20 protein-coding genes and 4 tRNA genes are annotated in these 25,357 nt (G+C 63.4%); 6 read left to right on the forward strand and 18 right to left on the reverse strand.

Annotation, left to right across the window (positions count from 1 at the left end; translation table 11 throughout):
* Positions 1–83 precede the first annotated feature (83 nt).
* Entirely contained in the window at positions 84–2,321 is a 2,238-nt protein-coding gene (locus ACF07D_RS03715; protein WP_391503946.1) for a choice-of-anchor G family protein, read from the reverse strand.
* Positions 2,322–2,611: 290 nt separating this feature from the next.
* On the opposite strand from ACF07D_RS03715, the gene ACF07D_RS03720 reads away from it, so the two are divergent.
* Positions 2,612–5,029, forward strand: coding sequence for a LuxR C-terminal-related transcriptional regulator (locus ACF07D_RS03720; protein ID WP_391503947.1), 2,418 nt, complete (start codon positions 2,612–2,614; stop codon positions 5,027–5,029).
* 54 nt (positions 5,030–5,083) lie between these two features.
* On the opposite strand, the gene ACF07D_RS03725 is transcribed toward ACF07D_RS03720, so the two are convergent.
* The gene (locus tag ACF07D_RS03725) at positions 5,084–5,545 is read right to left on the reverse strand and encodes a tRNA (cytidine(34)-2'-O)-methyltransferase (RefSeq protein ID WP_119284835.1); all 462 of its coding nucleotides are present in this window, start codon (positions 5,543–5,545) and stop codon (positions 5,084–5,086) included.
* Positions 5,546–5,622: 77 nt separating this feature from the next.
* Here ACF07D_RS03725 and ACF07D_RS03730 point away from each other — a divergent pair, with 77 nt between their 5' ends.
* Positions 5,623–6,048 (forward strand): ester cyclase, encoded by a 426-nt coding sequence (locus tag ACF07D_RS03730; protein ID WP_255808306.1) that lies wholly within the window; start codon positions 5,623–5,625, stop codon positions 6,046–6,048.
* Here the strand turns inward: ACF07D_RS03730 and ACF07D_RS03735 are convergent.
* The 7 genes from ACF07D_RS03735 to ACF07D_RS03765 all read right to left on the reverse strand — a co-directional run bounded on the left by ACF07D_RS03735 (position 6,045) and on the right by ACF07D_RS03765 (position 15,221).
* Positions 6,045–6,473, reverse strand: coding sequence for a hypothetical protein (locus ACF07D_RS03735; protein ID WP_119284837.1), 429 nt, complete (start codon positions 6,471–6,473; stop codon positions 6,045–6,047). The genes ACF07D_RS03730 and ACF07D_RS03735 overlap by 4 nt on opposite strands.
* Positions 6,474–6,486: 13 nt before the next feature.
* A complete protein-coding gene (locus ACF07D_RS03740) occupies positions 6,487–6,945 on the reverse strand; it encodes a DUF6389 family protein (protein ID WP_119284838.1) in 459 nt (152 codons plus the stop codon).
* 21 nt (positions 6,946–6,966) lie between these two features.
* Positions 6,967–7,470 (reverse strand): FBP domain-containing protein, encoded by a 504-nt coding sequence (locus tag ACF07D_RS03745; protein WP_119284839.1) that lies wholly within the window; start codon positions 7,468–7,470, stop codon positions 6,967–6,969.
* Positions 7,471–7,682: 212 nt separating this feature from the next.
* Complete coding sequence (locus ACF07D_RS03750) at positions 7,683–9,149, reverse strand: amino acid permease (RefSeq protein WP_391503948.1); 1,467 nt, start codon at positions 9,147–9,149, stop codon at positions 7,683–7,685.
* 307 nt (positions 9,150–9,456) lie between these two features.
* Positions 9,457–12,723 carry a Calx-beta domain-containing protein gene (locus ACF07D_RS03755; RefSeq protein ID WP_391503949.1) on the reverse strand — a complete coding sequence of 1,089 codons (3,267 nt, stop codon included), beginning with the start codon at positions 12,721–12,723 and terminating at the stop codon, positions 9,457–9,459.
* 317 nt (positions 12,724–13,040) lie between these two features.
* Complete coding sequence (locus ACF07D_RS03760) at positions 13,041–14,450, reverse strand: DUF6138 family protein (protein ID WP_391503950.1); 1,410 nt, start codon at positions 14,448–14,450, stop codon at positions 13,041–13,043.
* Between the two features lie 36 nt (positions 14,451–14,486).
* A complete protein-coding gene (locus tag ACF07D_RS03765) occupies positions 14,487–15,221 on the reverse strand; it encodes a GNAT family N-acetyltransferase (RefSeq protein ID WP_391503951.1) in 735 nt (244 codons plus the stop codon).
* A gap of 104 nt (positions 15,222–15,325) precedes the next feature.
* Here ACF07D_RS03765 and ACF07D_RS03770 point away from each other — a divergent pair, with 104 nt between their 5' ends.
* The 4 genes from ACF07D_RS03770 to ACF07D_RS03785 are packed head-to-tail and all read left to right on the forward strand — an operon-like array spanning position 15,326 to position 18,787.
* Positions 15,326–16,078, forward strand: a complete 753-nt coding sequence (locus ACF07D_RS03770; RefSeq protein WP_255808312.1) for a glycosyltransferase family 2 protein — start codon at positions 15,326–15,328, stop codon at positions 16,076–16,078.
* Positions 16,057–17,115 carry a YbhN family protein gene (locus tag ACF07D_RS03775; protein ID WP_391503952.1) on the forward strand — a complete coding sequence of 353 codons (1,059 nt, stop codon included), beginning with the start codon at positions 16,057–16,059 and terminating at the stop codon, positions 17,113–17,115. Before ACF07D_RS03770 ends, ACF07D_RS03775 begins: the two co-directional genes overlap by 22 nt.
* A 45-nt stretch (positions 17,116–17,160) precedes the next feature.
* A complete protein-coding gene (locus ACF07D_RS03780; protein ID WP_391503953.1) occupies positions 17,161–17,808 on the forward strand; it encodes an RNA polymerase sigma factor in 648 nt (215 codons plus the stop codon).
* Positions 17,771–18,787 carry a hypothetical protein gene (locus ACF07D_RS03785; protein WP_391503954.1) on the forward strand — a complete coding sequence of 339 codons (1,017 nt, stop codon included), beginning with the start codon at positions 17,771–17,773 and terminating at the stop codon, positions 18,785–18,787. The genes ACF07D_RS03780 and ACF07D_RS03785 overlap by 38 nt, the downstream gene beginning before the upstream one ends.
* A gap of 87 nt (positions 18,788–18,874) precedes the next feature.
* On the opposite strand, the gene ACF07D_RS03790 is transcribed toward ACF07D_RS03785, so the two are convergent.
* From ACF07D_RS03790 to ACF07D_RS03830, 9 genes are all read right to left on the reverse strand, one after another.
* Positions 18,875–20,113, reverse strand: a complete 1,239-nt coding sequence (locus ACF07D_RS03790) for a nitrate/nitrite transporter (protein WP_391503955.1) — start codon at positions 20,111–20,113, stop codon at positions 18,875–18,877.
* Positions 20,114–20,364: 251 nt separating this feature from the next.
* Positions 20,365–20,441, reverse strand: a tRNA-Asp gene (locus ACF07D_RS03795).
* A 135-nt stretch (positions 20,442–20,576) separates the two neighbouring features.
* Positions 20,577–20,649: transfer RNA gene (locus ACF07D_RS03800), tRNA-Phe, on the reverse strand.
* An 85-nt stretch (positions 20,650–20,734) separates the two neighbouring features.
* Positions 20,735–20,808, reverse strand: a tRNA-Asp gene (locus tag ACF07D_RS03805).
* A 27-nt stretch (positions 20,809–20,835) separates the two neighbouring features.
* Positions 20,836–20,908, reverse strand: a tRNA-Glu gene (locus tag ACF07D_RS03810).
* A gap of 130 nt (positions 20,909–21,038) precedes the next feature.
* Complete coding sequence (locus tag ACF07D_RS03815) at positions 21,039–21,323, reverse strand: hypothetical protein (RefSeq protein ID WP_119284861.1); 285 nt, start codon at positions 21,321–21,323, stop codon at positions 21,039–21,041.
* Positions 21,324–21,419: 96 nt separating this feature from the next.
* The gene (locus ACF07D_RS03820; protein ID WP_119284862.1) at positions 21,420–22,775 is read right to left on the reverse strand and encodes a M18 family aminopeptidase; all 1,356 of its coding nucleotides are present in this window, start codon (positions 22,773–22,775) and stop codon (positions 21,420–21,422) included.
* A 4-nt stretch (positions 22,776–22,779) separates the two neighbouring features.
* Positions 22,780–24,333 carry a leucyl aminopeptidase family protein gene (locus ACF07D_RS03825; RefSeq protein ID WP_119284863.1) on the reverse strand — a complete coding sequence of 518 codons (1,554 nt, stop codon included), beginning with the start codon at positions 24,331–24,333 and terminating at the stop codon, positions 22,780–22,782.
* A 10-nt stretch (positions 24,334–24,343) separates the two neighbouring features.
* On the reverse strand, positions 24,344–25,270 hold the full coding sequence (locus ACF07D_RS03830; protein ID WP_391503956.1) for a LysR family transcriptional regulator: 927 nt from the start codon (positions 25,268–25,270) through the stop codon (positions 24,344–24,346).
* Between the last annotated feature and the right edge of the window lie 87 nt (positions 25,271–25,357).

Genomic DNA, 25,357 nt, shown 5'->3' on the forward strand with positions numbered 1-25,357 from the left:
GAATTCTTCTGAATACCTCATCGTGTAACTATTCTCCTGTTCCCCACCCGCTCGCACGAAGTGGACAAGAGTCAATCAAACCTTCAGCAGACCCCAGCACCCGGATCCGTACCCGGGTCAGTGCCAGGGTCCGTACCCGGATCAGCGCCAGGGTCCGTACCAGGATCGGTACCCGGATCAGTGCCGGGGTCCGTGCCTGGATCGGTACCCGGCTCCGCACCAGGATCCGTACCCGGATCGGTACCCGGCTCCGCACCAGGATCCGTACCCGGATCGGTACCCGGCTCCGCACCAGGATCCGTACCCGGCTCCGCACCAGGATCCGTACCCGGATCGGTACCCGGATCAGCACCAGGATCTACACCCGGCTCAACACCTGGGTCAGAGCCAGGATCGGTGCCGGGGTCCGTGCCCGGATCAGTACCCGGGTCTGTACCTGGATCAGTACCGGGGTCCGTGCCCGGATCAGTACCCGGGTCTGTACCTGGATCAGTACCGGGGTCAGTACCCGGATCAGTGCCCGGGTCCGTACCCGGATCGGTGCCGGGGTCAGTACCCGGATCAGTACCGGGGTCAGTACCAGGATCAGTACCTGGGTCCGTACCAGGGTCCGCACCCGGATCCGTGCCCGGATCGACGCCCGGATCCGTACCAGGGTCCGTGCCCGGATCCTCAGCGAGCGCCTTCACTGTTGAGGAACCGAGTTGCAGTGCGACAGCACCGTTGGCGCCGACATTCGGGAGGACGCTGACGTTCAGCGCACGAACCGTGAACGATTCGGCTCCGAGGTCGCCGCCAGGCTCGTTAAACGGCGCTTCGGTGGGCTGCTGGTTGATCGTAATATTTGCGACATTGCGGAGTACCGGACCGAGACCGTCCGTCAAGAGGCCCGACACGACCGGAGAAACCGCGCCCATTACGAGTGGCTGCAGGTTGTCAACCACTCCGTCGATGACGCCGCCAAGAACGCCACCGATGCTCGTCACTGCGCCGTTGAGGGCGTTGATGATCGGCTGAAGGACCGTCCCGACGGGGATCCCAGCGACATTGATCTGGCTGGTGTCGACGATGGGAGCCGCGTGGCCAGGCTGCTGTACGAACCCGCCGAGTGAACCGCTGATGGTCACGGGCGCGTCTACCAACGCACCAACGATCGGCAGGCTAATATCCGCCTGGATCGAGACGTTGAGTGCGAGATCGTAGACGCCCTCTCTCACGGTATCTACGATCTTCGAGATAGCAGATTCGGGACCGTTGCCCGTGAGCGCATCCGTCACGCCGTCGAGGATCGCGTTGACAGTGTCGCCGTGCAGCACCTCAGTGTTGGTCGGGAGCGAGCTCAGGCTTGCGCCGCCACTCCTATCGATCACGAGCGAGGCGAGGTCAACGCGAATTGATCCCGTGCTGAGATCTACGACGACGCTGTTGTCGGTGTTCGCCAACGGCTCCGCAAGGAGTTCAGTGCGTACGCGGTCAAGTAGCGGCGCGATGTCGATCGAAGCACTGTTCAGGCTCGCATTCGTGAGCGGCAGTGCGTCGATGGTGTTCACCACACCGCTCAAAATCGTCTCGATGCCGCCACCGGCACCAAGCAGGTCTTGGATGGGCTTAAGCGCGACTCCGAGGGTCGTGTTAACTGAGTCAACGAGACCTTCAACCGCCGGGCTGTGTACGTCGAGCTTGAGGTCCGTCAGCATGTACTCGCTGCCGACAGTGCCAGCGTTCGAGCTTGCTCGCGATCCCAGCGCTCCGATTTGGATCGAGGCCTCATCAAGCAGCGCGTTGACGGCGTCGGCGCCGATGATTTGGGTCAGAAGCTGGCTTGCGTCAAGTTTTGCGAACCCGTACCCGCCGTTAGCCGCGGCGTCGACGTTGAGTGAGCCATCGGAATTGATGAGGCCTGAAGACGCCACTGACTCCGTGACGGAGGGTGAAGCACTATAGCTCGAGATCGCTCCCAGGTTGCCAAGCTCGAGCAGGCCGAGGCCGCCCGGCGCGGGCTTGATGAGCGGGAGTGAGAGGGTACCGAGTTGGATACTCCCAAGCCCGTTCAGCACGCTGAGGTTTAGCGGGTCGGCGACCGGGCCGACCGTGTCAGGGAAGGACGACTGAGTGTATGCCGCCCCAACGACATCCAGTCCGAGTCCTTCAAGCGCGATCCAGTGCCCGTGAGCTGCCGAATCCTCCGTGGCCTCCCGTGTGTCTGCGAATGCAGCCGAGCTGCTAAAGAGCACCGGCCCGGCGACCATGGCCGCGGCGGTGATGAGAGCTAACGGTCTCGCGCGCGACGGACCTCTCCCAACGACTTGTGGTGGTTTCATGCTTGGCGCCCCTTCTTTCTTCTTCAACGAAGGAGGTCGATGGCACATACATGACGCTGCGCTGTGTCACGCACCGCCAACAACCTCAGGTGTCGCGAGCCTATGACGCCGCAGGGTGCGTCTCCACGAATCTCCGCAGTACTGAGGTTTTGTGCACGAACTACTGAGGTGTGAGTTCTGGAACGCACATTGGGGGTGTTGCGGACACCCACTCATTGGATAGTGTCAGCACAAGTCGCGCTGCGTCTCTTGATAAGTAGTTCTGAGCTCAACAGGGAGTTTTCTAGGACATGCACCATAAGACCGTGTTCCACTCGGAACAGCTCGAGATTGCCTCCGAGCTGTTGAACCGCGGTGAGCTCGTTATCATCTCGGCTCCAACAGGCAGCGGGCGAACTCATTTCCTTGCCGGCCTCCAATCCCGCATCGCCTCGCAGCAGTCCTTCATCGTAAGCACGACACTCCCCCACGCTGCCGAGCAGCTACGCGCAGTCCCTCCGTCGGCGACGATCCTCATCGATGCACTCGAACACGCGGACGCAGACTTCCTCGAAGCGTGGGGCGAGCGCGTCCAATCCGCAGAGTCCAGCGCCGCGGTGATCGACCCTACTGGTTTTGACAGCTCGTTCCGTGGTCTGCTCTCTGGGTCAGCCAAGCTCTTCGACACTGTCGATACGGTGATGGACGGCGCAACGAGCATTGGTCTCCCCCGTCTTGCCGATGACGCACTCGCCAGACTGCTTCACGAACACAGCACCGACGTACTCGATTCCGGCATGCTGCACGCAATTACGCGGCTTGCAGACGGCCGCCCGAAGTGGGCGCTCGCCTTGCTCGAGCTCGCAAAGGTCGGCGGAGTCGCTGCGTTTCCTCGGCCCGAGATCCTGACCTCCCAACCCACCGGTCTAGCAGCTTCTGCGCTCAGGAGCGTCGCACGAACAGTGAGAGATCTCCCGCCCGAGTCCGTCGCGGCCGCGGTCCTACTGTCGCGGTTTGACCCACTGGATCTGAAGGGTATCGAGGATCTGGTCGGTAGTCACCACACCGAGCTCTTGCTTCGGCAAGGCATTCTCGCGTCAGTCGGCACGCGTTCGCTCTATTACGTGCCACCGTTCGTAGCATCCGCGATTCGCGACCTAGCACCGACAGATGCCCTCACCGTCTTCGAAGACACGGCGCAAGAACGGCTGCTTGCAAAGTACTCGCTCGGATTTCCACTCTCGGTGAGCGACGCCGTGTTTTGTAGCCGCCCGTTTACCGCAGCAAGACCGCAGGTGGCCGAGAAGTACTCGTCGCTACGAAGCTCACTGATCGAGAAGACAATTGTCGAGCTCATTGACTTCGGCGAGGAACAGCTCGCAAGATCGCTACTGCTCCGCAGCACCGACACGCAAGTGCTGTTGAGCCCAACGCTCCGCGCCGCTGTCATCGGGGCACTTGTCGGCCCCGAAGCGGGCCTCTCCCACATTGGGCCGCCGCCAGAGCACGATTCAAACGCCTTTGTCGGCTGGCTGGGCGTGCACTCGAGGCTGAGCGAGCTCGCCCTCACCCCGTCGGCACCTGAAGACATCTTCCCAGCTGACCGAGCAGAACATGATCTCGAACGGGTCGTGTGGCTCTTCAACCGCTCAGCAATGCTCACCTCCGAACAAGTCGCGTTCCTTGAGCAATGTGGCCGCAGCCACGCTGACACGACCACGGGGATGCTTGCAGACACACTTGTGAATCTCGACGCAGCTACAAAAGGGGAGCTCTCCCCCGGTTCGTGGATCGAGCGCGCGGGCCCCGTCCCTCGCACATCGTCACAAACGCTCACCGAACTCCCGCATACATCTGGAATGGTGCTGCTTTCCCAGGCGCTGACCTGTTTTGTGCTCGGCAAAGGACCCGTGTTCGCTCCCGAGTTCGTCGACATTGCCCGCCGAAGCCCACTCTATGAATTCCACGCACGATGGCTTCGCCACTACGAAGCGTCGGCTACGGCGCTCGCCTGCGGAGACCTCATCCGGGCACACCGCGAATGGGGACTCCTGATTGGCACCGCCCCTCACCTCATCCCGTTGCGAGTCGAGGCGCAGCTGAACTCGATCCATTCGGGTCTTGGTCACGCCGCTTCGCCTGTCGCAGCCCTCGACACACCCGACGTGGCGGCTAATGATTCAGAAGCACAGCTGAGGCTCTTCATGTATTTTGCGGGCAAGCACGCAACTCTTGCGCAGCATCACTCGATCCCGTTGGCCGGCGACCGAACCGCACCACTCATGTCTCTCATGCGCGCACATCTCACCGCTGCCGCAGCCGAGAATCCCCGCGAGTTGGCCCGTATCGCGGAGGTGTTGCGGCAGCGTCGAGCATGGGCCCCAGCCCTCTACGCTTTGGGCCAAGCGCGGGAGATTTTCCTAAGCCGGAGATCTGGCGTTGCCGCAACCGAGTGCGCAGAACAAATTGATGAGCTGGAGCGGGAGATTGCGCACACCGTGCCAAGCTACCTGCGACGTAGCACCCTCACAAGCGACTATTTGCACCTCACCGCGCGCGAGCGTGAGGTTGCGGCGCTCGCCGCTGAGGGACTCGCGAACAAAGCGATTGCGGCCCGGCTGCACTGCAGCATTCGTACCGTGGAGTCACATATTGCCCAGGCACGCGCGAAGCTCGGGGCTGCGTCGAGAAAAGACCTCGCGAACTATCGGTCGCTGTTCGAAGCCTAACGCACCTTCGTGAGGCGCCCGGATTGACCAGCGGGACGAGGGCTGTACGCGCCTCTACGCCGCCCCTGCGAAACCCTGCTGGCGCCACGCCTCGTAGCTCGCGATGGCCGCACAGTTTGCGAGGTTCATCGAGCGCGGGCCAGGGAGCATCGGAATCCGGAGGCGGTCAGTAATCGCCGGGTGGTCCAGGATTTCCTGGGGCAGCCCGGTGGGTTCTGGCCCGAAGAGCAGCACGTCGGTCGGCTCATACGCAACGTCAGTGTACGGCCGAGTTGTTCGAGCTGTGAACGCGAAGACCCGTGCGGGCGCGAGCGCTTCAAGCGCTGCCTCGAACGAATCGTGCAGGTGAACGACGGCGAGATCGTGGTAGTCGAGCCCTGCGCGCTTCAGTTTCGAATCCTCGAAATCAAAGAGCGGGTTCACGATGTGGAGCTCAGCCCCAGTGCCTGCCGCGAGGCGAATCGTGTTGCCGGTGTTGCCAGCAATGCGGGGCTCAAAGAAGAGGATACGAGTCACCCAGACAGAATACTCCTCGTGCGCGAAACAGCATCCCGCCGCGCAGCCCGAGATAGACACAGCACTAGAATCTGATCATGAGTCGCAGCACCGCAGAGACTGTCCGAGGGTTCCTCACCGAGGTGCGTAGCGGGGCGTCACCTGAACGCGCCGCGCACTACATGGCAACTACCGTGCTCGCCCATCAGGTGCGCGCCGGGGCGCGCACGACGCTTGAGCGCGGCGCCGCCAACTACACCGAGCACGTCGAAGAAATGCTCGAGATGTTTGGCCCATTCGAACTCGTCGTCGACGAACTGCTTGTCGACGGCGACCGCGCCTACGCAAGGTGGATCCAACGGGGCCATCACGTTGGCGACATCGACGGCCACGCGCCGACAGGCAGGCCGATCGAGACTATCGGGAGCGCCGTGTATCGCGTCGAGGGCGGCTACATCGTCGAGTACTGGATTCAACAGGACGCCGCGGGGCTCGCCGCCCAGCTTGCAGCTGCCGGGGCCTAAAGGGCCATCCAGCAGTACAGCCCAGCGCCCTCCTCGGCTGCCCGCCGCGCCAGATCGCGCCAGTCCCGCAGCATCGGAAGCAGCTGTTCAGGATCGCCGCTCCCCCAGAATTCCTCGGTCTGCGACCAGGGACCGACAACCTGAGCAAGCTCGTCGTCTGATGCGGAGGCGAGCGCTTCGGTGAAAGCATCAGGCATAGAGACGACCCACGCGCTCTCGTCATCGGGGTCGCTGACGAGTCTTGCCCAGGACTTCTCGGCCACGATCTCGTCGTAGTCTCGCCCGGTGAGGAGGGCCAGCAGCGTTCCAGCCTGCACCGTGGCATCGACTGCGTCGACGGCGGGGAGCCCAGCTGGTCCCTCGCCAACGGCCGCAGCCGCGGCCTCGTGTGAGTCGGCGATGAAGTACGTGTTGATCACTCCCATGAGAAGCCTCTCGTCAAATATTGTCCGCGACGACTGCGCCGTCGGGTGATTCGATACGCCAGATCAGGCCGTCGTCCTGAGCGGGGAGGAGCGGCCGCAGCCAGGTGGCTACGGCCGCTACCAGTGCATCTTCGAGGTCATCACGCGACCACCCAGCTGGTCGGCCTGGCACCTCGGGCACCCAGCCAAGTTCCCCCCAGAGGACTCCAAACAGCTGGCGTTCGTCGTCGAAGCGGCGATCGAGAGCGAACCCGTCGCGCCCTTCGAAGCGTGCCCACACGTCAAAGGGCCCTTCGCCGTCTTGATCGACGAAGACATTAATGACGATTGCATCGGCGCTGGCCGTTCCGCCTGCGCCGTCACCTGCTGAGGAGGTTGCGGCGCTGGCGAAGCGTTCGAGCCTTGCTCTCACAGTGTCAGAGCGTACTTCGAGCAGCGGGTACAGAGCAGTCTCGTAGTCGCGCTGGTCCATGCTGCCAGCGTAGCGCGGCGGCTACCTGCCCGCCACGAGCATGTCGGCGAAGCCCGCGACCTTCAACCGCAGCGTGTCGATGCGCTGCGCCCGAGCCCTAGCGACGTCAAAGCCCTCGTATGCGGGCGGCGGATCGTTGCGCACATTGCGGGAGCATTGGAACTCACGGCACAGCAAGATTCCCACAGTGCTGCCCTTTCGGCCGGCCTCGCCGGCTCGCTTCGCGGCCCAGAACACGACCTCGTTCGGTAGCCGAACGTCTTGGCACCAGTTGCACATGGCCCGCGAGCGCGGTGTCGCCTCTGCCTGGGTGAAGGTCACGCCAACAGGGTCCCCGCCGAATGTCGGCAGCACTGCATAGGCGCGGCGCACATACTTCGGGTCGCGCCAGCCGTAGAAGTCGAGCTCGGCCCAGTCGGCGTCCGTCAGTGTTTCGAAGCTCGCCGGCAATGAGAGCTCCTTCGTCTCTCTGCGCGATGCGTTGACGAACGATGAACGAATGAATGATTCTGTGAGGGGTTGCATGAGTCAGCCTTTCGGGTACCAACCGCACGAGCGCGGAAAAGTCCCCAGAGTAATGAGAAATGGGTGCACTAAACCCGCGGCGGGTGAGCGCTCAGCGCTCCCGCCGCGGGGGCAGTGTAGTCACTCACCGTCAGCAAGGGCTTCGCTGACGACCTCCTGACGCTGCGAATACAGCTCTCGGTAGCTCATGAGTTCGAGTGTACTCTCGCGGGCTACTCCACGCTCTCAGCTTCCTGCTCGTTTGCCTTTGCTGCACGGACGCGAGCGAGACGCCGGCGCACTGCCGGCCAGAACACCGCGAGTACCGCGACCGATACGAGGCTTGTCCAGACCTGCGTTCGGGTACCGTCGCCACTCACGACCATGATGACGACAATGCCGATCACGGCAAGGATGACGAGGATTCCCAGCCACGGGTGAAGCCACATTTTCAGTTCTAGGCCCGCGACCTCCTCTTTTGACATTCGCTGCCGCATGCGAATCTGAGTCGCCGCGATGAAGGCATACACGAACAGTGCAACCAGACCGGCCGAGTTCATGATGAAGTCGAAAATGCCAGACTCGGGTGCGGCGAAGTTCACGATGACCGCCGCATAGCCTCCGAGCGTCGACGCGATGACTGCTGCGATCGGCACGCCATTGCGCGAGCGCTTTGCAACAATCGCAGGTGCATAGCCCTGCTCTGCGAGCGCTGCAAACATGCGCGCTGCCGAGTAGAGGCCCGAATTCAGCACCGAGCAGACAGCCGTTAGTGTGACTGCGCTCATGATCGCGCCAGCAGCCGGGATGCCGTAGAGGGTGAAGACGTGCACGAAGGGGCCTTCGACCTGCGGGTCGGGCAACTCGTTCCACGGGACGATGACGACGATGAGGAACACCGCGCCGACGAAAAACAGCAGGATTCGCCACACGACAGTCGTCGTTGCTTGCCGCACGCCCTTCGCTGGGTTCTCTGATTCAGCTGCCGCCATCACAGCGATCTCAGTGCCGAAGTACGAGAAGATCACGATCGCGACGCCAGCGATGACTGGCCAGATTCCGTTCGGCGCGAAGCCACCGTGCTCCCACAGGTTCGGCAGTGAAAACGTCCCACCAGGCCAGAGCCCAAAGGCGAAAAGTACGCCGACTCCGAGGAAGACGACGATTGCGACGACCTTGATACTCGCAAGCCAGAACTCCACCTCGCCGAATGATCGAACGGAGACAACGTTTGTCACCGTGAAGATGAGCATCATCGCGATCGAGAACACCCACTCGGGAACTCCGGGCATCCAGCTGTGGAGGATCGCCCCGCTCACGACCGCTTCGAACGCGATGACGCCGACCCAGAAGTACCAGTACAGCCAGCCGACGAAGTAGGCTGCCCAGTCGCCGAGGCCAACCCTGGCGTACTCCATGAAAGACCCTGTGGTTGGGCGAGCCGCCGCCATCTCGCCGAGCATGCGCATCGCCAGGAAGACAAGCACTCCACCGATCAAGTAGGAGACGAGTGCGGCAGGGCCCACCGATCGGATGACGTTGCCGGAGCCGACGAACAAACTCGCGCCGATGATTCCGCCAAGCGTGATCATCGTAATGTGGCGCGAAGCCAGCTTCCTGGACTTAGCGGTGCCCTTGCCAGGCACCACCTGTGCTACTGAGGTCGCTGGTGAAACCGGCTTGTCGTAATTCGCTCGCATACCTGCCCTATCGTCGCGTCTCTGCGGATGCACACAGGCTACGCAGCGCACCGATTCGCGCTAAACGTAGTTCTGCACAGTTCTGCGGTCAATGTCGTGCAAACCCATCTTCGCTGCGAATTCCCTTGCCTGGTGCTTCGCTGCCAACCGAATCCGATGTGCCATGGCACAAGGACGGCGGTTTCCGGGTACGAGATTTCCCCTATTTCGGGGGGGGTCAAGCCCTCCCACGGCCCGTGAACTGCGGAGCGGGCCCCGCCCAGCCAGTGTTGGCCGCGCGGAGCCCGCCCCTCAGATCGCAGGTCTCCTACTGAGTGCGCCGCATGCGCATCAGTACTAGCGCACCGCCCGCGAGGAGGGCGAGCATGGCCGCGCCAGCGCTCAATCCCAAGGCCAGCGGGCTCGCACCTGAGTGAACGAGTGGGTCGCCGGGCTTCTGGTCCGGGGTCTCAGTGGAACCGTCGCCGGGGCCTGGCTTGGGGTTGGGACCACCGTCAACACCGGGCTCGGTCTCCTTTTCGTAGGTCACAGTTCCGACTGCTGATCCTCGATCACCAATTACTGCGTGCGCAGTCGGCTCTGAAAGTGTGAGGGTCAACGATCGTTCCCGGACATCAGATGTCATCTTTGTCGTCGAGATGGTGACTACCTTGTTCGTGGCATCTCCCGCAGACCACGTCACCACCTCATCGACCGCCTCAAAGTGTTCGCCAGCAACCGCCGTACCATCAACGGACCTAACCCGAACGCTCGCTTCACCCGTCCACGGGTCCAACTCCGCGTCGGTGCGCGACAGCGTAAAGGTGAGCGCATCACCCGAGGCGACGCGGGCGTCGCCTCCAAACGCAACCACCGTAGTATTCGGAACCGCCGATTCGAGCGTGACCGTGGCCGAACTCCGATCGGCGACCACGTTGAATGCGCTCGGCTCTGGCTGCAAGAGCTCAACCTCGAAGATTCGCTCTGGGTCGCCCGCCGGCACCGCGAATGACTCGATCGTCACAGTTTTCGGTGCCGCATCGCCAGTGGCCCAGGTGAGCCGTTCTGAGTAAGCAGCGTAGTGGATCCCCGCGAGCGCCGAGCCATCCTTCGTCGCAACAAGCACGCTCGCCTCCCCCGTCCATGGGTTCACCGCGGCGTCGTTCCGGCTGACCTCGAACGAGAAGTCAGTGCCTGCGCGCCCACGCTGATCTGCGCCGATTGTAAAGGACGTCGCGTCTGGCTGGGGATAGGTGATCGTCAAGCCGCTCACAGCGCGTGGGGCAGGCTTCGCATATGGCTCAGGCGGGTCCGCGGCTACCACCCGAAGTGCCAGGACGCGGTTCGAGTCGCCAGCGCTGCCAGGAGTCACCGTAATTGTGAACTCCTTTGCCGCAGCGTCACCCCGTTTCCACGTGAGGGGCACAGTCGCCGAGTAGTCGTCGCCATCCGTCGCCATCGGGTCGTAGATCTTCACCGCAACCTTGGCGTCGCCCGTCCATGGGTGGTGCATGCTGTCGGTCCTGGTAACTGTGAAGGTGACGTCCTGCTCGCCGTCGCCCGGAACGTGCCCGGGCTGCTTGGCTGCCGCCCGAACAAGCTGTGGCTTGCTGATAGAGAACTCTGAGGGCTCAGGCTGCGGATAGCTGATCGTCAGATCAGTGGTGAAGCCCCCGCCCAGTTCAGTTACGTTTGCGGGTGTGGGATCAGAGAGTTCGACTGAGAGCGCGGCCTCGTCGGTTCCAGCCTCACCGCCGAGAACTCTCACGCGCACGGATTTCTCCGTCGCAGTTTCACCCGGCGCCCAGGAGACCGTCGTATCGAGTGCCTCATAATGTGTGCCGGCCTTCGCGGTTCCGTCCACGGTCCGAACGCGGACACTTGCTTCACCCGTGTACGGGTTTTCTGCTGCGTCGGTGCGCGTGACGCTGAACTCAACTTCGACGTCGCCATCAGCGACAACGTCTTGGTCCTCGCTGATCTCAAAGAAACTCGTGTTCGGTTGCGGCACGGTGATGTCAAACCGCTGCGTCATGGCGTTTCCAAGCGCGTCCGCGACCCGAATTTCGAAGGTCCAATCTCCCGACACGTCGGGCGTTCCAGTCAGCGTGACGCCATCTACAGTCAGCCACGCGGGAACGTCGCCGGAAAGCGTCATCTCGGCCATTGGGAAGCCATCAGTAAACGTTACGTCGCGATACCACGCCTCGCCGAGCGGAACCGTCGCACTGTCCTCGCTCGTGATCGAGCTCCACACAATCGGCATCGCAACCGTACCGGTGAAGCGATCGTTCTTCTTGCTTTCCTCAGCGAACGTGTACTCGAGGTCGGGCCAGGCCTTGATCACCTCGATCTGCATGAGCGGTAGTTCAGGGTCAGGGATCGGCGCGAGGTTACCCCCGGGGGCAGGGAATGAGCCATCGCGCTTCGCAAGCTGTCCGGTTGCATCGTGACGGAACATCTTTGCGCCCCTCGGCACATACTTCGCTTCGCCCGTGACCTGCTGCGCGGTCACCGCGAACGCTCCTGTCGCGGCCGCCTCGGGAGCCTCTTGGAATCCTTCGAGCGACGAGATCGCATTGCCCAGAGCCTGCAGACTTGTGAGGCCTGTGAGGCCGAAGAGCGGTTCAAGTGAGGTCGCACCGATCGCATTCATGTGAAGCCGCGTGAGCTCGGGTTTGTTTCCCAATGCACCGAGGTCGTCACCAATATCGGAGTTGTAGTTCACCTCAAGGGTGCGCAGGCTTGCCATCCCTTCGATTCCGTCGAGACTCTGTAGCTTTGCGTAGTCGAAGCTCAGGTTGCGCATCTGAGTAAGTTTCGAGATGGGCTCGAGCGTCGTGATATTCGTATACCCGGCACTGATGTTCGTGATCTTCACCAGGTCTGACAGCGGCTCAAGCGTCTCGACGGCAGTTTTGTAGACGCTGACTGACGTCAGTGACGTGAGCTCGCGAAGGGGTGAGAGATCGACGAGCAGCGGGTTCTGCGACGCCGTAAAGTCGCGCAGTGTCGTGAGGCCGCGAAGCGGTGACAGGTCAGCGAGCGTTACGTTTCGTGAGACGTCGAGTTTGTTCAGTTTGGCAAGCGCGCCAAGCGGTGCTAGATCAGAGAGATCTGGGTTCCCGGTGAGGCTCAACGTCGTGAGTCCCGTGATGTTCCCGACGTCGGCGAGTGAGGCGTTCGTGACATGCGCGTCTGTAAGTGTCAGGTTGTTTAGTTTCGGCATCGCTGCCGCAGCCGCGAGCGAGCCAGCCGCAGAGAAGTCGTGCGCTCCGCCAGCAAAGAACATATTGGTGATCTTCTGGGCGTGCTCAATGCCGCCAAGTGATGTCACCGCAAACTTGCTGCTACATGAAAGCCCAAAGATCGTGTTGAGCTCCTCATAGCTGACGGGCTCACTCGGAGTTCGACCGCCTCCGAGTTTCTCGTTGACACAGGCGAGCAGTTGGTCGTCCGCAAACTGCACGAAGTCACTTTGAGTATCCCCGTCGTCGGCGAGCGCGGGCGATGCGCCCAGAACTGCGACGCCGCCAACCATAGCGAACGCCGAAATACCTGCGAGCAGTCTCAGAACCCTCGCTCGACGTTTCATTGGTCCTGGATCTGCCAGCGCGCGCACTATCGCTCCCCCTTGCTGTCTGTTCACTACGTCATGAATGCGTCGGCCAGCAGCGCGATCGGAAGAGCCCTCGCAAACGCTGGGTTTCGACGACACAGGAGGCCAAATACAGGCGCCAGCCTATCCACAAAAAATGTAGGGGTCTAGTGTTTTGTGTGCGAAAATTAAGCGCTTTCAGGGAATTCACTATGCACATTCCCCGCATCCCGACCGCCATAACCACGGCAGGCTCGCGGCAACGGCGCCCAGGCATTCGAAGAGTCGTGCGCTCCTTCTCGCAGACCGTACAGCTAGGCGAAAATCGCCTCGTAGAACGCACGAAGCCCCGGCTCAGCACCCTCAATGATTTTTGCGCCGGCGCGGCCGTCGGCTCCCCTCGTCTCGGCTGCGCTGCCCCATATGGCATAGAGCGCGTGGCGCCACGCATAGTCATCCGATGGCTCGCCCCGCAGGGTCGCGGCGAGCGCCGGGACGCCACTCGGGCCACTCGCCTCGCCAACTCCGCGGAGGGTGAGAAGCGCGGTCAGGCTGCGCTCATTCGCGACAAGCGCTGGGTAGATCTTGCGGTGCTGCAGCTCTTGGATGTTCCCGGCGCAGGCGAGTAGATAGGCGAGCCCGGTTTCGTCGAAGCCGTGTGCCTCGATGTACCCGGCCAGAAAGTGCCCGTGAAGCGACTGGTGCTCACCGTCGACCTCGCCAAGGTAGTCGAGCACGAGCGGCGTGAATTCAGTACCGCCAGTTGCGGCCTCGGCGATCCCGAGCGCGAACACAGCGAACGTTCCCGGCATCGCGCAATTCTCGCCCTCGAGGTTCGTGTACCAGTCGTACTCACTCATCGCAGCCCGCGCGTAGGCCGCAATCGCTGGCCAGAGTTCGGGGTAGCCGACGGCGCAGGCGAACAGCTGGTTCACTGACTTTCTCGGCAGCTTGTTCACCGGCAGGTATTGCTTTGTCGGTCCGCGGAACTCGAGAGCGTAGGAGCGTGGGAAGTCCGTCGTGTTGAGGAGCCTCGTGAGGTAGCCGAGCACCGCCGCGTAACTTGCGGCGTTCTCATGTTTCACGGCGATCTTGATAGTCGCGAGTGCATCGTTCGCCTTCGCGGTCACGCCCTCGGCTTCGCCAGTCCCGAGGAACGCGGCGAGCTCCTTCGGCAGTTGGCCTGTGCCGTGTTTCTTCAGGCGTGCGGGCAGGCTGCTGCCAAGCTTTGTCACCCAATCGAAGATGCGGTTCGCACTCACAGACGCGTAGCTCGGGCCGTGCTTCAGTTCACCAACGGCGACGTAGCATGCGAACTCGAAGAACGACTCTGGCAGGTGACTCACATCGACGTCGTCGCGCAGCTGCCAGTCAGGGCTCCAGTCGTTACCACGATTACCGAAGTAGGGCGCACAGAGCCGCTGTTCAACCCACTGGGTCAGTGTGAAGGTGATGTCGTGCCACCCGAAGAGTCTCCGCATGCGCTCCGCGAAGGCCTGCGCAGCGGTCGCATCAAACTCGGCGGCGGGTACGAGACCGAGCGCGTACTCAAGCAGCGCGCTGCCAAGGATCTTCTCGCCGTCAGTTTCGAACCCGTGCCCCCTGCTGAGCTCCACCCGCCTCGCGGTGCCATCGTTGACGGCCTGAACCGTGCGCTCAAACACCGCCCGCGCATGCTCATCGCGGAGAGCATCCTCGAAGACCAGGTACTCGATGCCAGCCATATGCACCGCCGCCTTCTTTCATGTGGCGCTCGATGTTTATCTCTCGGGGAGCGCGAGGTGAATGAGTGGGTAGGGACGCCCGTCACCGTCGAGCTCACTGCGTCCAACCTCGGCGAAGCCGCGGCTCACATAGAACCCGTGAGCGCCTGGGTTCTGCTCGTTGACGGCAACGCGGGTCATACCGAGCCGCTCGATCACATGGGCGAGCAGCGCGCTCCCCACCCCGGTGCCTCGTGCTGCGTCGTCGACGAATAGCATCTCAAGGCTGCCCTCGGCTACTCCCGCGAATCCGACTGGCACACCGTCACGCTCGGCAACAGCGAGCGTCACAGCAGGGAAGTAGGCATCCGCAAGGTTTCCCTCGATCCTTGCAAAGTCTTCCTCAGCAAGGAAATCGTGGGTTGCCCGCACGGCGCTCCGCCAGATACTGACTAGCGCCGAGTACTCCTCGGGCCCGCGCGTGGGGCGAATCACCTGACGCGCTTCGCCGTCGTGCACGGTGAGTTCAAGTTCAACGAACGCTGCGATGAGAGCACGGTAGGCGCTCTCGACAACGTCGGGCGACGCTCCGTGCTCGGCTGCCAGCCCGCGGACCTTGTGGATGACCTGTTCGACACGGTCCGGCGCCCGCACCGCCTGCTCATCGGTCTTCATCAGCCCCGCCGCTTCAACCCAGCGTTGTCGCCGCGCAATGAGCTCGACGATTTCGCCGTCAAGCTCGTCGATGGCTGCGCGCACTTCTGCGAGCGTCGGGGTCTCTTGAGTGCTCATCGATCCAGAATATCGCGGCTACTCTGCCGGGGTAGCGCTGACGCTACCCCGAAGCTCGCGCGGGGGCCATCGTCCTGTCGGCAGATTCGGGAGTGAATGGAGGGGTGACGATTTCCCCGCCTCCGGCCGAACTGCACAACCCGACAGTCTCAGTCGTGATCCCTATGCACAACGAGGCCAGAATCATCGCCCGCTGTCTCCGGGCGCTCGCCGGGCAAAGCGAACCAGCCGACGAAATCATCGTTGTCGACAACGCATGCACCGACGGGAGCGACAGGATCGCGGCGCGATTCCCCGGGGTGCGCGTCGTGACTGAGCCCAGGCAGGGAGTGACGTTTGCGCGAACCGCCGGATTCGACGCTGCGCGCTCAGAGGTCATCGCCCGGATCGACGCCGACACCGTCGTGCCGCCAACATGGATCGCGCGCATCCGCGACGACTTTCGCGATCCCACACTCGATGGGCAGGGCGGTGGCGCCGCTATCGCGGAGCTCTCCCCCGGACCACGGCTCTGGTTCGCGTGGTGGTATCGGGGATTTCGGTTGTGGCACCAGCGCAGCATCGGGGTGCGCCCCATGCTGTATGGATTCAACAGCGCGTTTCGTCGGCGGGCCTGGCTCGAGGCCCGCCAGCTCGTCGGGCACGGTGACGACCTGGTGAGCGAAGACGTTGATGTGACGATCGCGTTGCTGCGCACCGGGCACCGGCTGCGGTACGCTCCTGACCTCATCGTGCAGGCGCGCCTGTTTCGCTCGATCGATGGGAAAAAGCTGAGTCGGTACTACGAAACAGACAGCATGACGCTCGCACGGCACCGCTACGGGAACCAGAGGAGATGGGCGGGCCGCGCAACGTGAGTGCGGGCTGGGTGCGCTCCCCCAGGTTCTGGGTCAGCGCGGTCACTGTGCTGCTCGTGGCGATGATCGTCGCAGCTGCTTGGCCGACGCTTGTCGACGCCGCCCGCAGTCTTCCGCTCGTGAACCCTGGAGTGATGGCGCTTCTCGTCCCAGTGCAGCTCGCGAGCTTCGCACTCACCGGCGAGGCACTGTTCTCGTACCTTCGCGCTCGAGGCGAGCTCCACGGGTTGCGCCCGCTCACCGCGATGAGAATGTCACTCGAGTTCAACTTCGCGAATCACATGCTGCCATCGGGCGGCGCTGCCGGCATCACTTACACGAGCTGGAAGCTCGCGAGCCTGGGGGTTCCTGCAGCAAAGGGCACGCTCGCGCAGCTTGCACGCTTCGCAGTGACGTTCCTGTCGTTCTGCATCTTGTTGCTTGCCGCAGCGGCGTGGCTACTCGCCAGCGGCACTGGAACCGCGGCAGTACTCTGGTCGGCCGCGGGCGTCGGCGCACTCGCACTTGGCGCAACGATTGGTGGCGCACTGCTGCTGCAACGGAGGCGCGCACTGCACAGGTTCGCTGGCGTCGTTGTGAAGGTCGCGAACTGGGGCGCAAACATCGTCGGTAGGCCCGCCGGCGTGCAGACGGAAAGTGTTGTGCGTTTCTTCGACGGGCTGCATGTCGAACTGCGGGAGATCCTTCGTGACCCGCGCGCACTCCGCACCCCGTTCACCTTGTCATTTCTCGTGCATGCATGCGATGCCGGGCTGTTCTGGATCGCCCTCGCCGCTTTCGGCCTGCACGCCGACCCGGCGCTCGTGTTTGTCGCCTACGGGCTCGCGACCGTGACGAGCATGGTGGTGACGACCCCCAACGGCGTCGGCGTGTACGAGGTCGTGATGATCGGCATGCTCGTTTCAGGAGGACTCCCCGACTCACTTGTGGTTGCGGCGGTCACGCTTGCACGGGCGATTCTCCTGCTCGGCACGATCATGTTCGGGTGGGCGTTCTACCAGCACAGCGTGGCACGGAGTGGACGGCGAGGGCCCTGAGAAGCTAGTCGTGAACGGAAAGGCGTGCTCGCGGCAATACTAGATATGCGCACTAACGAGAGCACCGACGCGGAGATCACCGACGGGGAGATCATCGCGCGATCCAGAGACCGGCCAGACGAGTTCGCTTTGCTCTACAGGCGCCGCGCGAGAGCAGTCTTCAGCTACGTCGCGTCGAGGCTCAGCGCGGAGGCGGCCGAAGACATTACGAGCGCAACGTTCTTAGTGGCGCTCGAGCGGCTCGATCGCTTCGACGCCACCGTCCCAAATGCGCTCCCCTGGCTCCTCGGAATCGCGACGCGCCTCATTCGCCGACACCGTCGCGATGAGATCGCCACATGGAAGGCGCTCGCGAGGGAGGGTGCCGCTGCAGGGTTCGACGGGAACGGCGATCTGATCGACATCTGGCGGCCCGATGTCGATGCTCATATTGACGCCACGAACGCGGTGCGACGCATTGCTGGGGCCGTCGCTTCCCTGGCGCAGCGTGACCGCGACGTTCTCGCTCTTACCGCCTGGTCGGATCTCGATTCCGCAGGCATCGCCGACGCACTCGGCATTCCAGAGGGCACCGTGCGGTCTCGACTGCATCGCGCCCGTCGAATTCTCCGCGCCCATCTCGACGCGGACAGCACTCGTAACTCGGAGGAAGATCATGGACGAAATCGACGTTCTGCGCTCGATGCGCAGTAGCAGTGGTGAGCCGGAGCCTGAGGCGCTCATACGCGGGCAAGCGCGGCTCGAGAGGGCCATCACGGAACGGGGCATCAAGTCGAAGCCGCCACAGAGACGCGCAGTCGGACGACGCGCACCGAAGTTCGTCCTCGCCGGCGTCGCGGCGGCCGCCGCCATCGGCATCGGGGTCACGGCGCTGTGGCCCTCCCCCAACGCCCCCGCAGCACAGGCCTCTGCGGTCCTCGCTGACGCTGCCGACCAGGTGCGCACGGGCGGCCACACTATTTCCGCGGGAGAGCTGCTACGCATCCAGGAGACTGACGAGACGCTTGGGGAGGTGTATCCCGCCGGGGCGGCCATCGAGACGCCCGGCGAGACGATCAAGTACCGCGCCGTCGAGACCGTCGTGACGCTGGTACCGAGCGATCCAGAGGGCGACTGGATCGTTAGGCGAAGCGGCAGACAACTCGTCGAGATCCTCGACGACCTGGGCAATCCCAACGCCGAAGAGGCCGTGCGCCAAGACCTCGCACACGGCCCCGGCGCGTCCGAGGAGGTGTGGCCGGCTGGGGTGATGCCTGGCGGCGACAGCAGCCCACTTCGCACCGACGCCCCAACCGAGAAGAGTGCGCTGCGCGGCTTCATCCTCTCCGATACCGCCCGCCAGGAATCGGACGAGTCCGACAGGATCTTCGAGTGGCTCCTGCCCGTGCTGAGCAATCCGGCGGCTTCGGTTGAACTGCGCGCCGCAGGGTTTGAGGTGCTCGCCGATCTCGGCACGCTCACGGCGGAGCCGGCCGCACAGAGCCGGGGAAGCCAGGTGGTGAGCTTGTCCACCCCGGATGGCGAAGCGCGGCAGGATCTCGTGTTTAACGACCGCAGCGAACTTGTGCAGGTCCGGACGATACTGACGGGCAAGTCCTCGTGGTTCCCGAGCCTCGCGCCGGGCACGGTGCTCAGCTCGACCACTACCGAAGCGAGCGTCGTGAAGGGCTAAAGCCTCCAGGCGACAAGAAGCCCCTCCGAGGAGGGGCTTCTTGTTGTAGTGCGCGATTGCGGCGGCGCCGAGCCGTATGGCGCGGCGTTAGCGTACGAGCGGCTCCGCTGGCTGCGCTCGCCGCACGTCCTTCGCGAAGAACGGGAAGCAAAGGTTGAGCAGCGCTGTCGCGACAACCATCCCGACGAAGCCGAGAACGTAGTCGCCGGTTGAATCCTTCACGAGTCCCATCACATACGGGTAGACGAATCCGCCAACGATGAAGCCGATTCCGAGCACGAAGCCATTGACTGCGCCAGCCATGCGCGCGGGCACCGACTCGGTTGCGAGCGCCAGGGCGAGAGGCATTCCGGTGTAGACCCCGAGGCCGACGAGCGGGAGGCAGATCGCTGCGAACACGTAGTTGCCTGAGGCAATGCTGACGGTGAGGGCACCCATGAAGAGCGTCATGGCGAGGCCCGCGAGCAGGATCAGGTTCTTTCGCTTGCCGAGGCGGTCCGAGATGAGACCAAAGATGATCGATGTTGCGACACCGGCGAGCACGTAGCAGGAGGCGAAGAAGCCGGCCGCCGTTGTCGACCAGCCTGCGTCCTCGATAAGGATCGTCGGCATCCAGACGGCCACTACTGCGAAGATTCCCCACTCGCCGATAAAGAAGGCAGCTGCGACCAAGACGTTGCGGCTGAACAGCCAGCTGACAGCCGACCGGCCGCTGGCGTCTGCTTCCTGCGCGGCCTCCTCGGCCGGGGCCGGCGGAACGTCCTTCAGGAAGAGCGCGGCGATGACAAGGACAATGATGAGGAAGACGCCGCCGATTGTCGAGCCGGTGCGCCAACCGAACGCGACGAGCACGATCGCGAACAGATAGAGGGCGAAAACCGACCCGATGCCATCGGTCGTGAACATGACGCCGAGCGCAATTCCGCTCTTGCGCTCGCGCTCGAACCAGTTAATTGCCATCGTGTACGGCCCGACGAACAACAGCCCAACTCCGAGGCCGCTGATTGCGCGGCCGAGCATGAGCATGCCGTAGTCAGGCGCAAGCGCGAAGACGAACTGCCCGACGATCGCGGCGACAAGGCCAACGAGGATGATCTTCTTGATTCCGATCCTGTCGCCGATCACTCCGGCGAATGGCAGGATGATGCCGCCGACGAGGGCGGTAATCGAGGCGAGCAGGCCGGCCTGGCTCGCGCTGAGCGACAGCTCTTCGGAGATCTCGAGCAGGCTCGGGGTCCATCCGATGTAGGGGATGAAGCAGGCGATGAGAACCAGGTAGGACAGGCTCAGCATCACCCACTTGGTTGTGGGGCTCGTCTTAGTCATGAAGGCGCACTTTCCATCTCGGCATTGAGAACAAATTCAACAACGAATTTGCATAGAGAACAGCAACCAAACCATTGGCTTGCTGCCAGAGCAAAACAATATAGCTAATCTTGCTCATTCACAAGCCCAAGGTCACGAACACTGGCGCTGGGACCAAAAACGCAGCCCAAACTCCGCGCCAACAGCGCCCATCGCGCAGGTGAACTCGCCCAAAACGCAATGAAGCCCCTCCGAAGAGGGGCTTCATCCAATGGCGACCCTGACGGGACTTGAACCCGCGACCTCCGCCGTGACAGGGCGGCGCGCTAACCAACTGCGCTACAGGGCCATTCATGTTTTTCAATTGTGCCTTGCTCGCCGCACCCCTCGCCCACAAAACGGGCAGGGAACGGGTCTGCAAGAAAAGAACCCCCACGAGTAGAAGCCTCATGAGGGTTCAGCAGCGGTGTAATACTCCGCTACGTGGCTCCGACCGGCATCGATCCGGTGACCTTTCGATTTTCAGTCGAACGCTCTACCAACTGAGCTACAGAGCCAGACGATCGTTCGAACTGGGTGACCAACTCTGGCAATCGCCGTTGGAATGAAGAAACCCTTCCTTAGAAGGGCTCCTCAATCCAGCGACCCTGACGGGACTTGAACCCGCGACCTCCGCCGTGACAGGGCGGCGCGCTAACCAACTGCGCTACAGGGCCATTCATATTCAATTGTGTTCGGTATAGTGACCCCAACGGGATTCGAACCCGTGCTGCCGCCGTGAAAGGGCGGTGTCCTAGGCCGCTAAACGATGGGGCCGAAGCAATTTCTTGCCTTGCTACCGAGATATGAGCTTAGGGCACGAATGCCGCGAGACGCAAATCCCGGCGAGCAACCGGTATCCCTGGCGTGTCGCAGTTGCGCTCCCGCCACCCGGAAAATCTCGCGTCTACCCGCCGAGGGCGCGCTGTACCCGGTTGAGTGAGATGTTTTCGAGCAATTGCACACCGTCACCGGTGCGCTGCTCAAAGTGGTACCCCATCTTTCCCTGGCTGAGCATGCCAATGAGGTACGGCTCGTTCGCATTCCACATGATCCATGTGGGCTGCCCCTGCATGTTCGGGCCGAGGAAAGTGAACTCAATCGCCTGCTGCCCGAACCGCTGAATGTGCGGCATCAACCGATCCGTAGGGAGCGCTAGGACCTTTTCACCTTGCCGTTGCACCTCACTCATGGCCTGATCCTATCGAACAGACATAAGAATTTCGATGAAGAAACGCTCAGCCGCGCACTCGCGTGCGCGGCTGAGCGTCGTTTCGTGAACTCGCAGCTAGGCGCCGGCGTAAAACGCACCGATCGCTCGGGCGAGCCCATGCAGGTCATCGACGTGCGCAAGTTCGCGTGCTGAGTGCATCGACAGCAGCGGAACGCCGACGTCGACGGTACGGATCCCGATCCGTGTCGCCGTGATCGGACCGATCGTCGAGCCGCACGGAACCGTATTGTTCGACACGAATTCCTGAGTTGGTACTCCCGCCGCCTCGCAGGCGCGCTGCCAGAGCGCGGCGCCGTGCGCGTCACTCGCATAGCGTTGATTCGCGTTGATCTTCAGCATCGGCCCCTTACCCGCGAGCGGGCGCACGTTCGGGTCGTGCTTTTCCTGGTAGTTCGGGTGCACCGAATGCCCGGCATCTGCGGACACACACCACGACGCTGCGAGCGCGCGGGCGGCCTCATCCGGCGTCGCACCGAGTCCAGCGCGCAACCTGACGAGAACGTCCTCCAGGAAGGGTCCTGCGGCACCAGAGCGTGTCTCGGAGCCGAGCTCCTCGTGGTCAAACGAGGCGAACACTGAGATCGTGCCGGGCGCTGGCTCAGTTTCGATGAGCGCGACAAGGCCCGCGAACGTTGAACTCAGATTGTCGAGCCGTGGTGATGCGAGAAACTCCGCATTCACTCCGATCCTGCTCGCCGCTTGCGTGTCATATAGCCGCACGTCGGTGCCCGCAATGTCGTCTTCCCCAAGACGGCCCGAATCGAGAGCCAGTTCAGCCGCGCTTGCGCGGTCGAAGGGTTCCCCTGGCTGCGGCAGATTCGCCGCGGCCGCGATCAACTCCATCACCGAGGTGTCGGGCGCGGAAACCGCAAGGATCGGCTGCGTGTGGCGCTGCCGATCGAGCGTCAGGCCCGAGTTCGCGTCGCGGTCGAGGTGGATCGCGAGCTGCGGGATGCGAGCGACGGCCTGCGTGCAGACGAGCCGCTCCTCCCCCGAGCGGGTGACGATGCGCCCCGCGAAGCCGAGGTCTCGGTCGAGCCAGGAGTTGATGAGCGGGCCCCCATACACTTCGACGCCCGCCTGCGACCAGCCTGCGGCCGTGAAGTCAGGCTGCGGCTTCAACACGAAGCCGGGCGAATCAGTGTGCGCTCCGAGCACGCGCACGGGGCTCGTCGCGGAGACGCCCTCACCCGCACGCCAGGCGATGATCGCCCCGTCGCGCACGACGACGCCGCGGGCGCCGGATGAGACCGGCCCCCACGCGTCGTCTTCGGCGAACTCGGTGAACCCCTGGCTCACGAGCATCGCTGCCGAGAATCGCGCCGCGTGGTACGAGCTCGGCGATGATCCTACGAAATCGATGAACTCACTGATGTATCCGTCGCGACTCTCAAGCAGCGTCTCAGCCATTGCACTAGTTCATCTCGCTTGACTGCGGAGCATCGGTCGCTGCGGGCGCAGTGAATGCTGCAGCGAGCTCGGTGAGCAGGCGCGCGCCGAAGCCTGTCGAGCCGGTCGATCGCCACAGGTCGTCGCTCGCGACCTCCATCGTCGGCGCGATGTCGATGTGACCCCACGGCACGTCGGCGACGAACTCATTGAGGAACAGAGCAGCGAGGATCGCGCCACCGTACGGGCCACCGATATTCGACAGATCGGCAACGTTCGACTTCATCTGGTCTGCGTAGCGGTGATCAAGCGGCATCTGCCAGACGCGCTCGTCGGTGAGGTCCGCCGCGGCCGCGAGCTGAGCCGCAACCTCGTCGTTGTTCGCGAATGTCGCCGCGGTGCGGAGCCCGAGAGCCGCCATCGCGTTGCCGGTCAGCGTCGCAATGTCGACGATCGCGTCCGGACGATCAGTCTCCTCGGTTGCGAGCACGAGGCCGTCTGCCATGACGATGCGGCCCTCGGCGTCGGAGTTCTTCACCTCGATGGTCTTGCCGCCGCGGATCGTGAGCACGTCGCCGATCTTCGTCGCGGTGCCAGAGAGCATGTTGTCGGTGCACATGAGCCACCCGGTGACCTTGTTCGTCACCCCGAGCTCGCGCAGGCCGAGCATCGCCGAGAAGACGGCGCCCGCGCCCATCATGTCCATCTTCATGTCGCCCATCGACGTCGGCGGCTTCAGGCTCACGCCGCCCGAGTCAAACATGATGCCCTTGCCGACGAGGCCAAGGTGCGGGGTGTTCGCGGTAGCGCCCTCCGGTGTGTAACGCAGCTTGATCATGCGCGGCTCGTCAACCGAGCCGGCGTTCACGCCGAGCAGGCCGCCGGTGCCGAGCTCGACGAGCGCGTCGCGGTCAAAGATCTCGACCTCCAGGCCGAACTCGGGGCCGAGCTTCGCAGCAATGTCGGCGAACTTCTCGGCTGTAAGGTGCCGCGGCGGTGTGTTGCCGAGGTCACGCGAGAGCGAAGCTGCGCGTGCGAGCACGAGCCCGCGATCTGCACCCTCCCGGGCTGCAGCCTGATCCGCATCGGAAACGCCGAGGGTCAGCGTGCTGAGTGCAACATTCTTCGCCTCGCCCTTCAGCGCCTCAAAGCGGTAGCGAGCGAGCACAGCACCCTCAGTGGCGGCGAGCGCAGCGTCGCGCGCGCTCAGCGTGTCAGAGGTCACGCTGGTGAGGTCGAGGGCGAGCGCCGCGGACTCACTCGCAGCACGGGTGAAGGAAGCGACGGCGTTGCGAAGCTCAGCCGCCGAGGTGATGCCCTTACCTGTGCCGACGAGCACGCAGAGCGTCTTGCCGGGGAGGCGAAGCGTCTGGCCTGCCTTCCCGGTGAATCCGGCGGCCGCAAGTGACTCGCGGGTCTGGCCGTCGAGGTGATCGCATGATGGCAGATCCCCCTCGGCGGCGATCAGGCACGCGCGGACTGGCGCTGCGATGACATCGGCGACGGAGCCGATGACAACGTCAGTTGTCTGCGCGAGCGAAGGAACAGGATCGAAGGATGGGTCAATCACTACACTCATGACCCCAACCCTACTCTCTTGCCTCCTCCCAGAGCCCGACCTCCGGGGCCGCATCGATGCGGGCGACGTCGGGAAGGGTCGGGACCCATGTAGCAAGCGCGTCGGCCCACGCCCCGATGTGCGCCGACGCGAAATGATCGGCGTACCAACCGGCGTAGAGCTGCATCCGCACTTGCACCCCATCGAGCATGATCCGCACCGTGCGCACGCCGTAGCTCGCTCGGTCGGTGAGGATCGCGATCCCCCGCCCCGCCGCAGCGTGCGCCTGCGCGAGGCTCGTGGCTCGCATCTCGGTGATGTTCGCGCGCCCAACGCCTGCGCGGGCCACTGCGGTGTCAAATGAGGTGCGCGCAGTGTGGCTGCGGTCCATGCAGATGAGCGGGTATTCGATCAGCTCGGCGACCTCGACACTGGGCCGGTCGAAGAGAGGGTGCCCGGGTGGGACGTGCGCGGTAATACCGACTTGGGTAATGAGCTGTGAGGCCCAGGTAGCCGGCGGCGCGAAGGTTGAGATGCCGAAGTCTGCGCCGGTTGCCTCCACCCGGTCGAACACCTCGGCGGGGCTTGCGGCGATCGCGTCGACGAGCGGTAGCGCGGCGCCGTGGCTAGCGCTGAAGGCCGCGATCGTGCGTTCAATTGTGGTTGACTGCGCGACGGCGGTGAGCCTGACTTCGGCCGGGTCGGCGAGCGAGGCGACAAGCCGTGCCTCGTCGGCACGACGCAAGAGGTCTCGCGCCATTTCGAGGAAACGCCTGCCTGCGTGGGTGAGCTGGAGCGCGCCGCGGCCGCGTTCGAAGAGCGCCGCTCCCACCTCGCGTTCGAGGGCGGCGAGCTGCCGCGAGACCGCGGGCTGCGAGACGTGCACACGGGAGGCGCCGCCCGTGACCGAGCCCTCCTCGGCCGCCGCGACAAAGTACCGGAGTACGCGCAATTCCACAGTATGCCTCCAATGCATAGAGATCGTGCTTTTTAGATATTAGACGGCATAGCAATTTGGCTCTACATTCGATGAGGTCGCACCTGA

It is taken from the genome of Leucobacter sp. NPDC015123 (assembly GCF_043080205.1).
In the GTDB taxonomy this organism is placed as follows: Bacteria; Actinomycetota; Actinomycetes; order Actinomycetales; family Microbacteriaceae; genus Leucobacter; species Leucobacter aridicollis_A.

Coding starts and splice junctions, on each gene's coding strand:
- ACF07D_RS03820 (WP_119284862.1), bottom strand. CDS start 22,775: ATGGCTGAGACGCTGCTTGAGAGTCGCGACGGATACATCAGTGAGTTC.
- ACF07D_RS03775 (WP_391503952.1), top strand. CDS start 16,057: ATGGGCGGGCCGCGCAACGTGAGTGCGGGCTGGGTGCGCTCCCCCAGG.
- ACF07D_RS03715 (WP_391503946.1), bottom strand. CDS start 2,321: ATGAAACCACCACAAGTCGTTGGGAGAGGTCCGTCGCGCGCGAGACCG.
- ACF07D_RS03750 (WP_391503948.1), bottom strand. CDS start 9,149: ATGCGAGCGAATTACGACAAGCCGGTTTCACCAGCGACCTCAGTAGCA.
- ACF07D_RS03780 (WP_391503953.1), top strand. CDS start 17,161: ATGCGCACTAACGAGAGCACCGACGCGGAGATCACCGACGGGGAGATC.
- ACF07D_RS03740 (WP_119284838.1), bottom strand. CDS start 6,945: ATGGACCAGCGCGACTACGAGACTGCTCTGTACCCGCTGCTCGAAGTA.
- ACF07D_RS03755 (WP_391503949.1), bottom strand. CDS start 12,723: ATGAAACGTCGAGCGAGGGTTCTGAGACTGCTCGCAGGTATTTCGGCG.
- ACF07D_RS03760 (WP_391503950.1), bottom strand. CDS start 14,450: ATGGCTGGCATCGAGTACCTGGTCTTCGAGGATGCTCTCCGCGATGAG.
- ACF07D_RS03765 (WP_391503951.1), bottom strand. CDS start 15,221: ATGAGCACTCAAGAGACCCCGACGCTCGCAGAAGTGCGCGCAGCCATC.
- ACF07D_RS03790 (WP_391503955.1), bottom strand. CDS start 20,113: ATGACTAAGACGAGCCCCACAACCAAGTGGGTGATGCTGAGCCTGTCC.
- ACF07D_RS03815 (WP_119284861.1), bottom strand. CDS start 21,323: ATGAGTGAGGTGCAACGGCAAGGTGAAAAGGTCCTAGCGCTCCCTACG.
- ACF07D_RS03730 (WP_255808306.1), top strand. CDS start 5,623: ATGAGTCGCAGCACCGCAGAGACTGTCCGAGGGTTCCTCACCGAGGTG.
- ACF07D_RS03745 (WP_119284839.1), bottom strand. CDS start 7,470: ATGCAACCCCTCACAGAATCATTCATTCGTTCATCGTTCGTCAACGCA.
- ACF07D_RS03785 (WP_391503954.1), top strand. CDS start 17,771: ATGGACGAAATCGACGTTCTGCGCTCGATGCGCAGTAGCAGTGGTGAG.
- ACF07D_RS03720 (WP_391503947.1), top strand. CDS start 2,612: ATGCACCATAAGACCGTGTTCCACTCGGAACAGCTCGAGATTGCCTCC.
- ACF07D_RS03735 (WP_119284837.1), bottom strand. CDS start 6,473: ATGGGAGTGATCAACACGTACTTCATCGCCGACTCACACGAGGCCGCG.
- ACF07D_RS03825 (WP_119284863.1), bottom strand. CDS start 24,333: ATGAGTGTAGTGATTGACCCATCCTTCGATCCTGTTCCTTCGCTCGCG.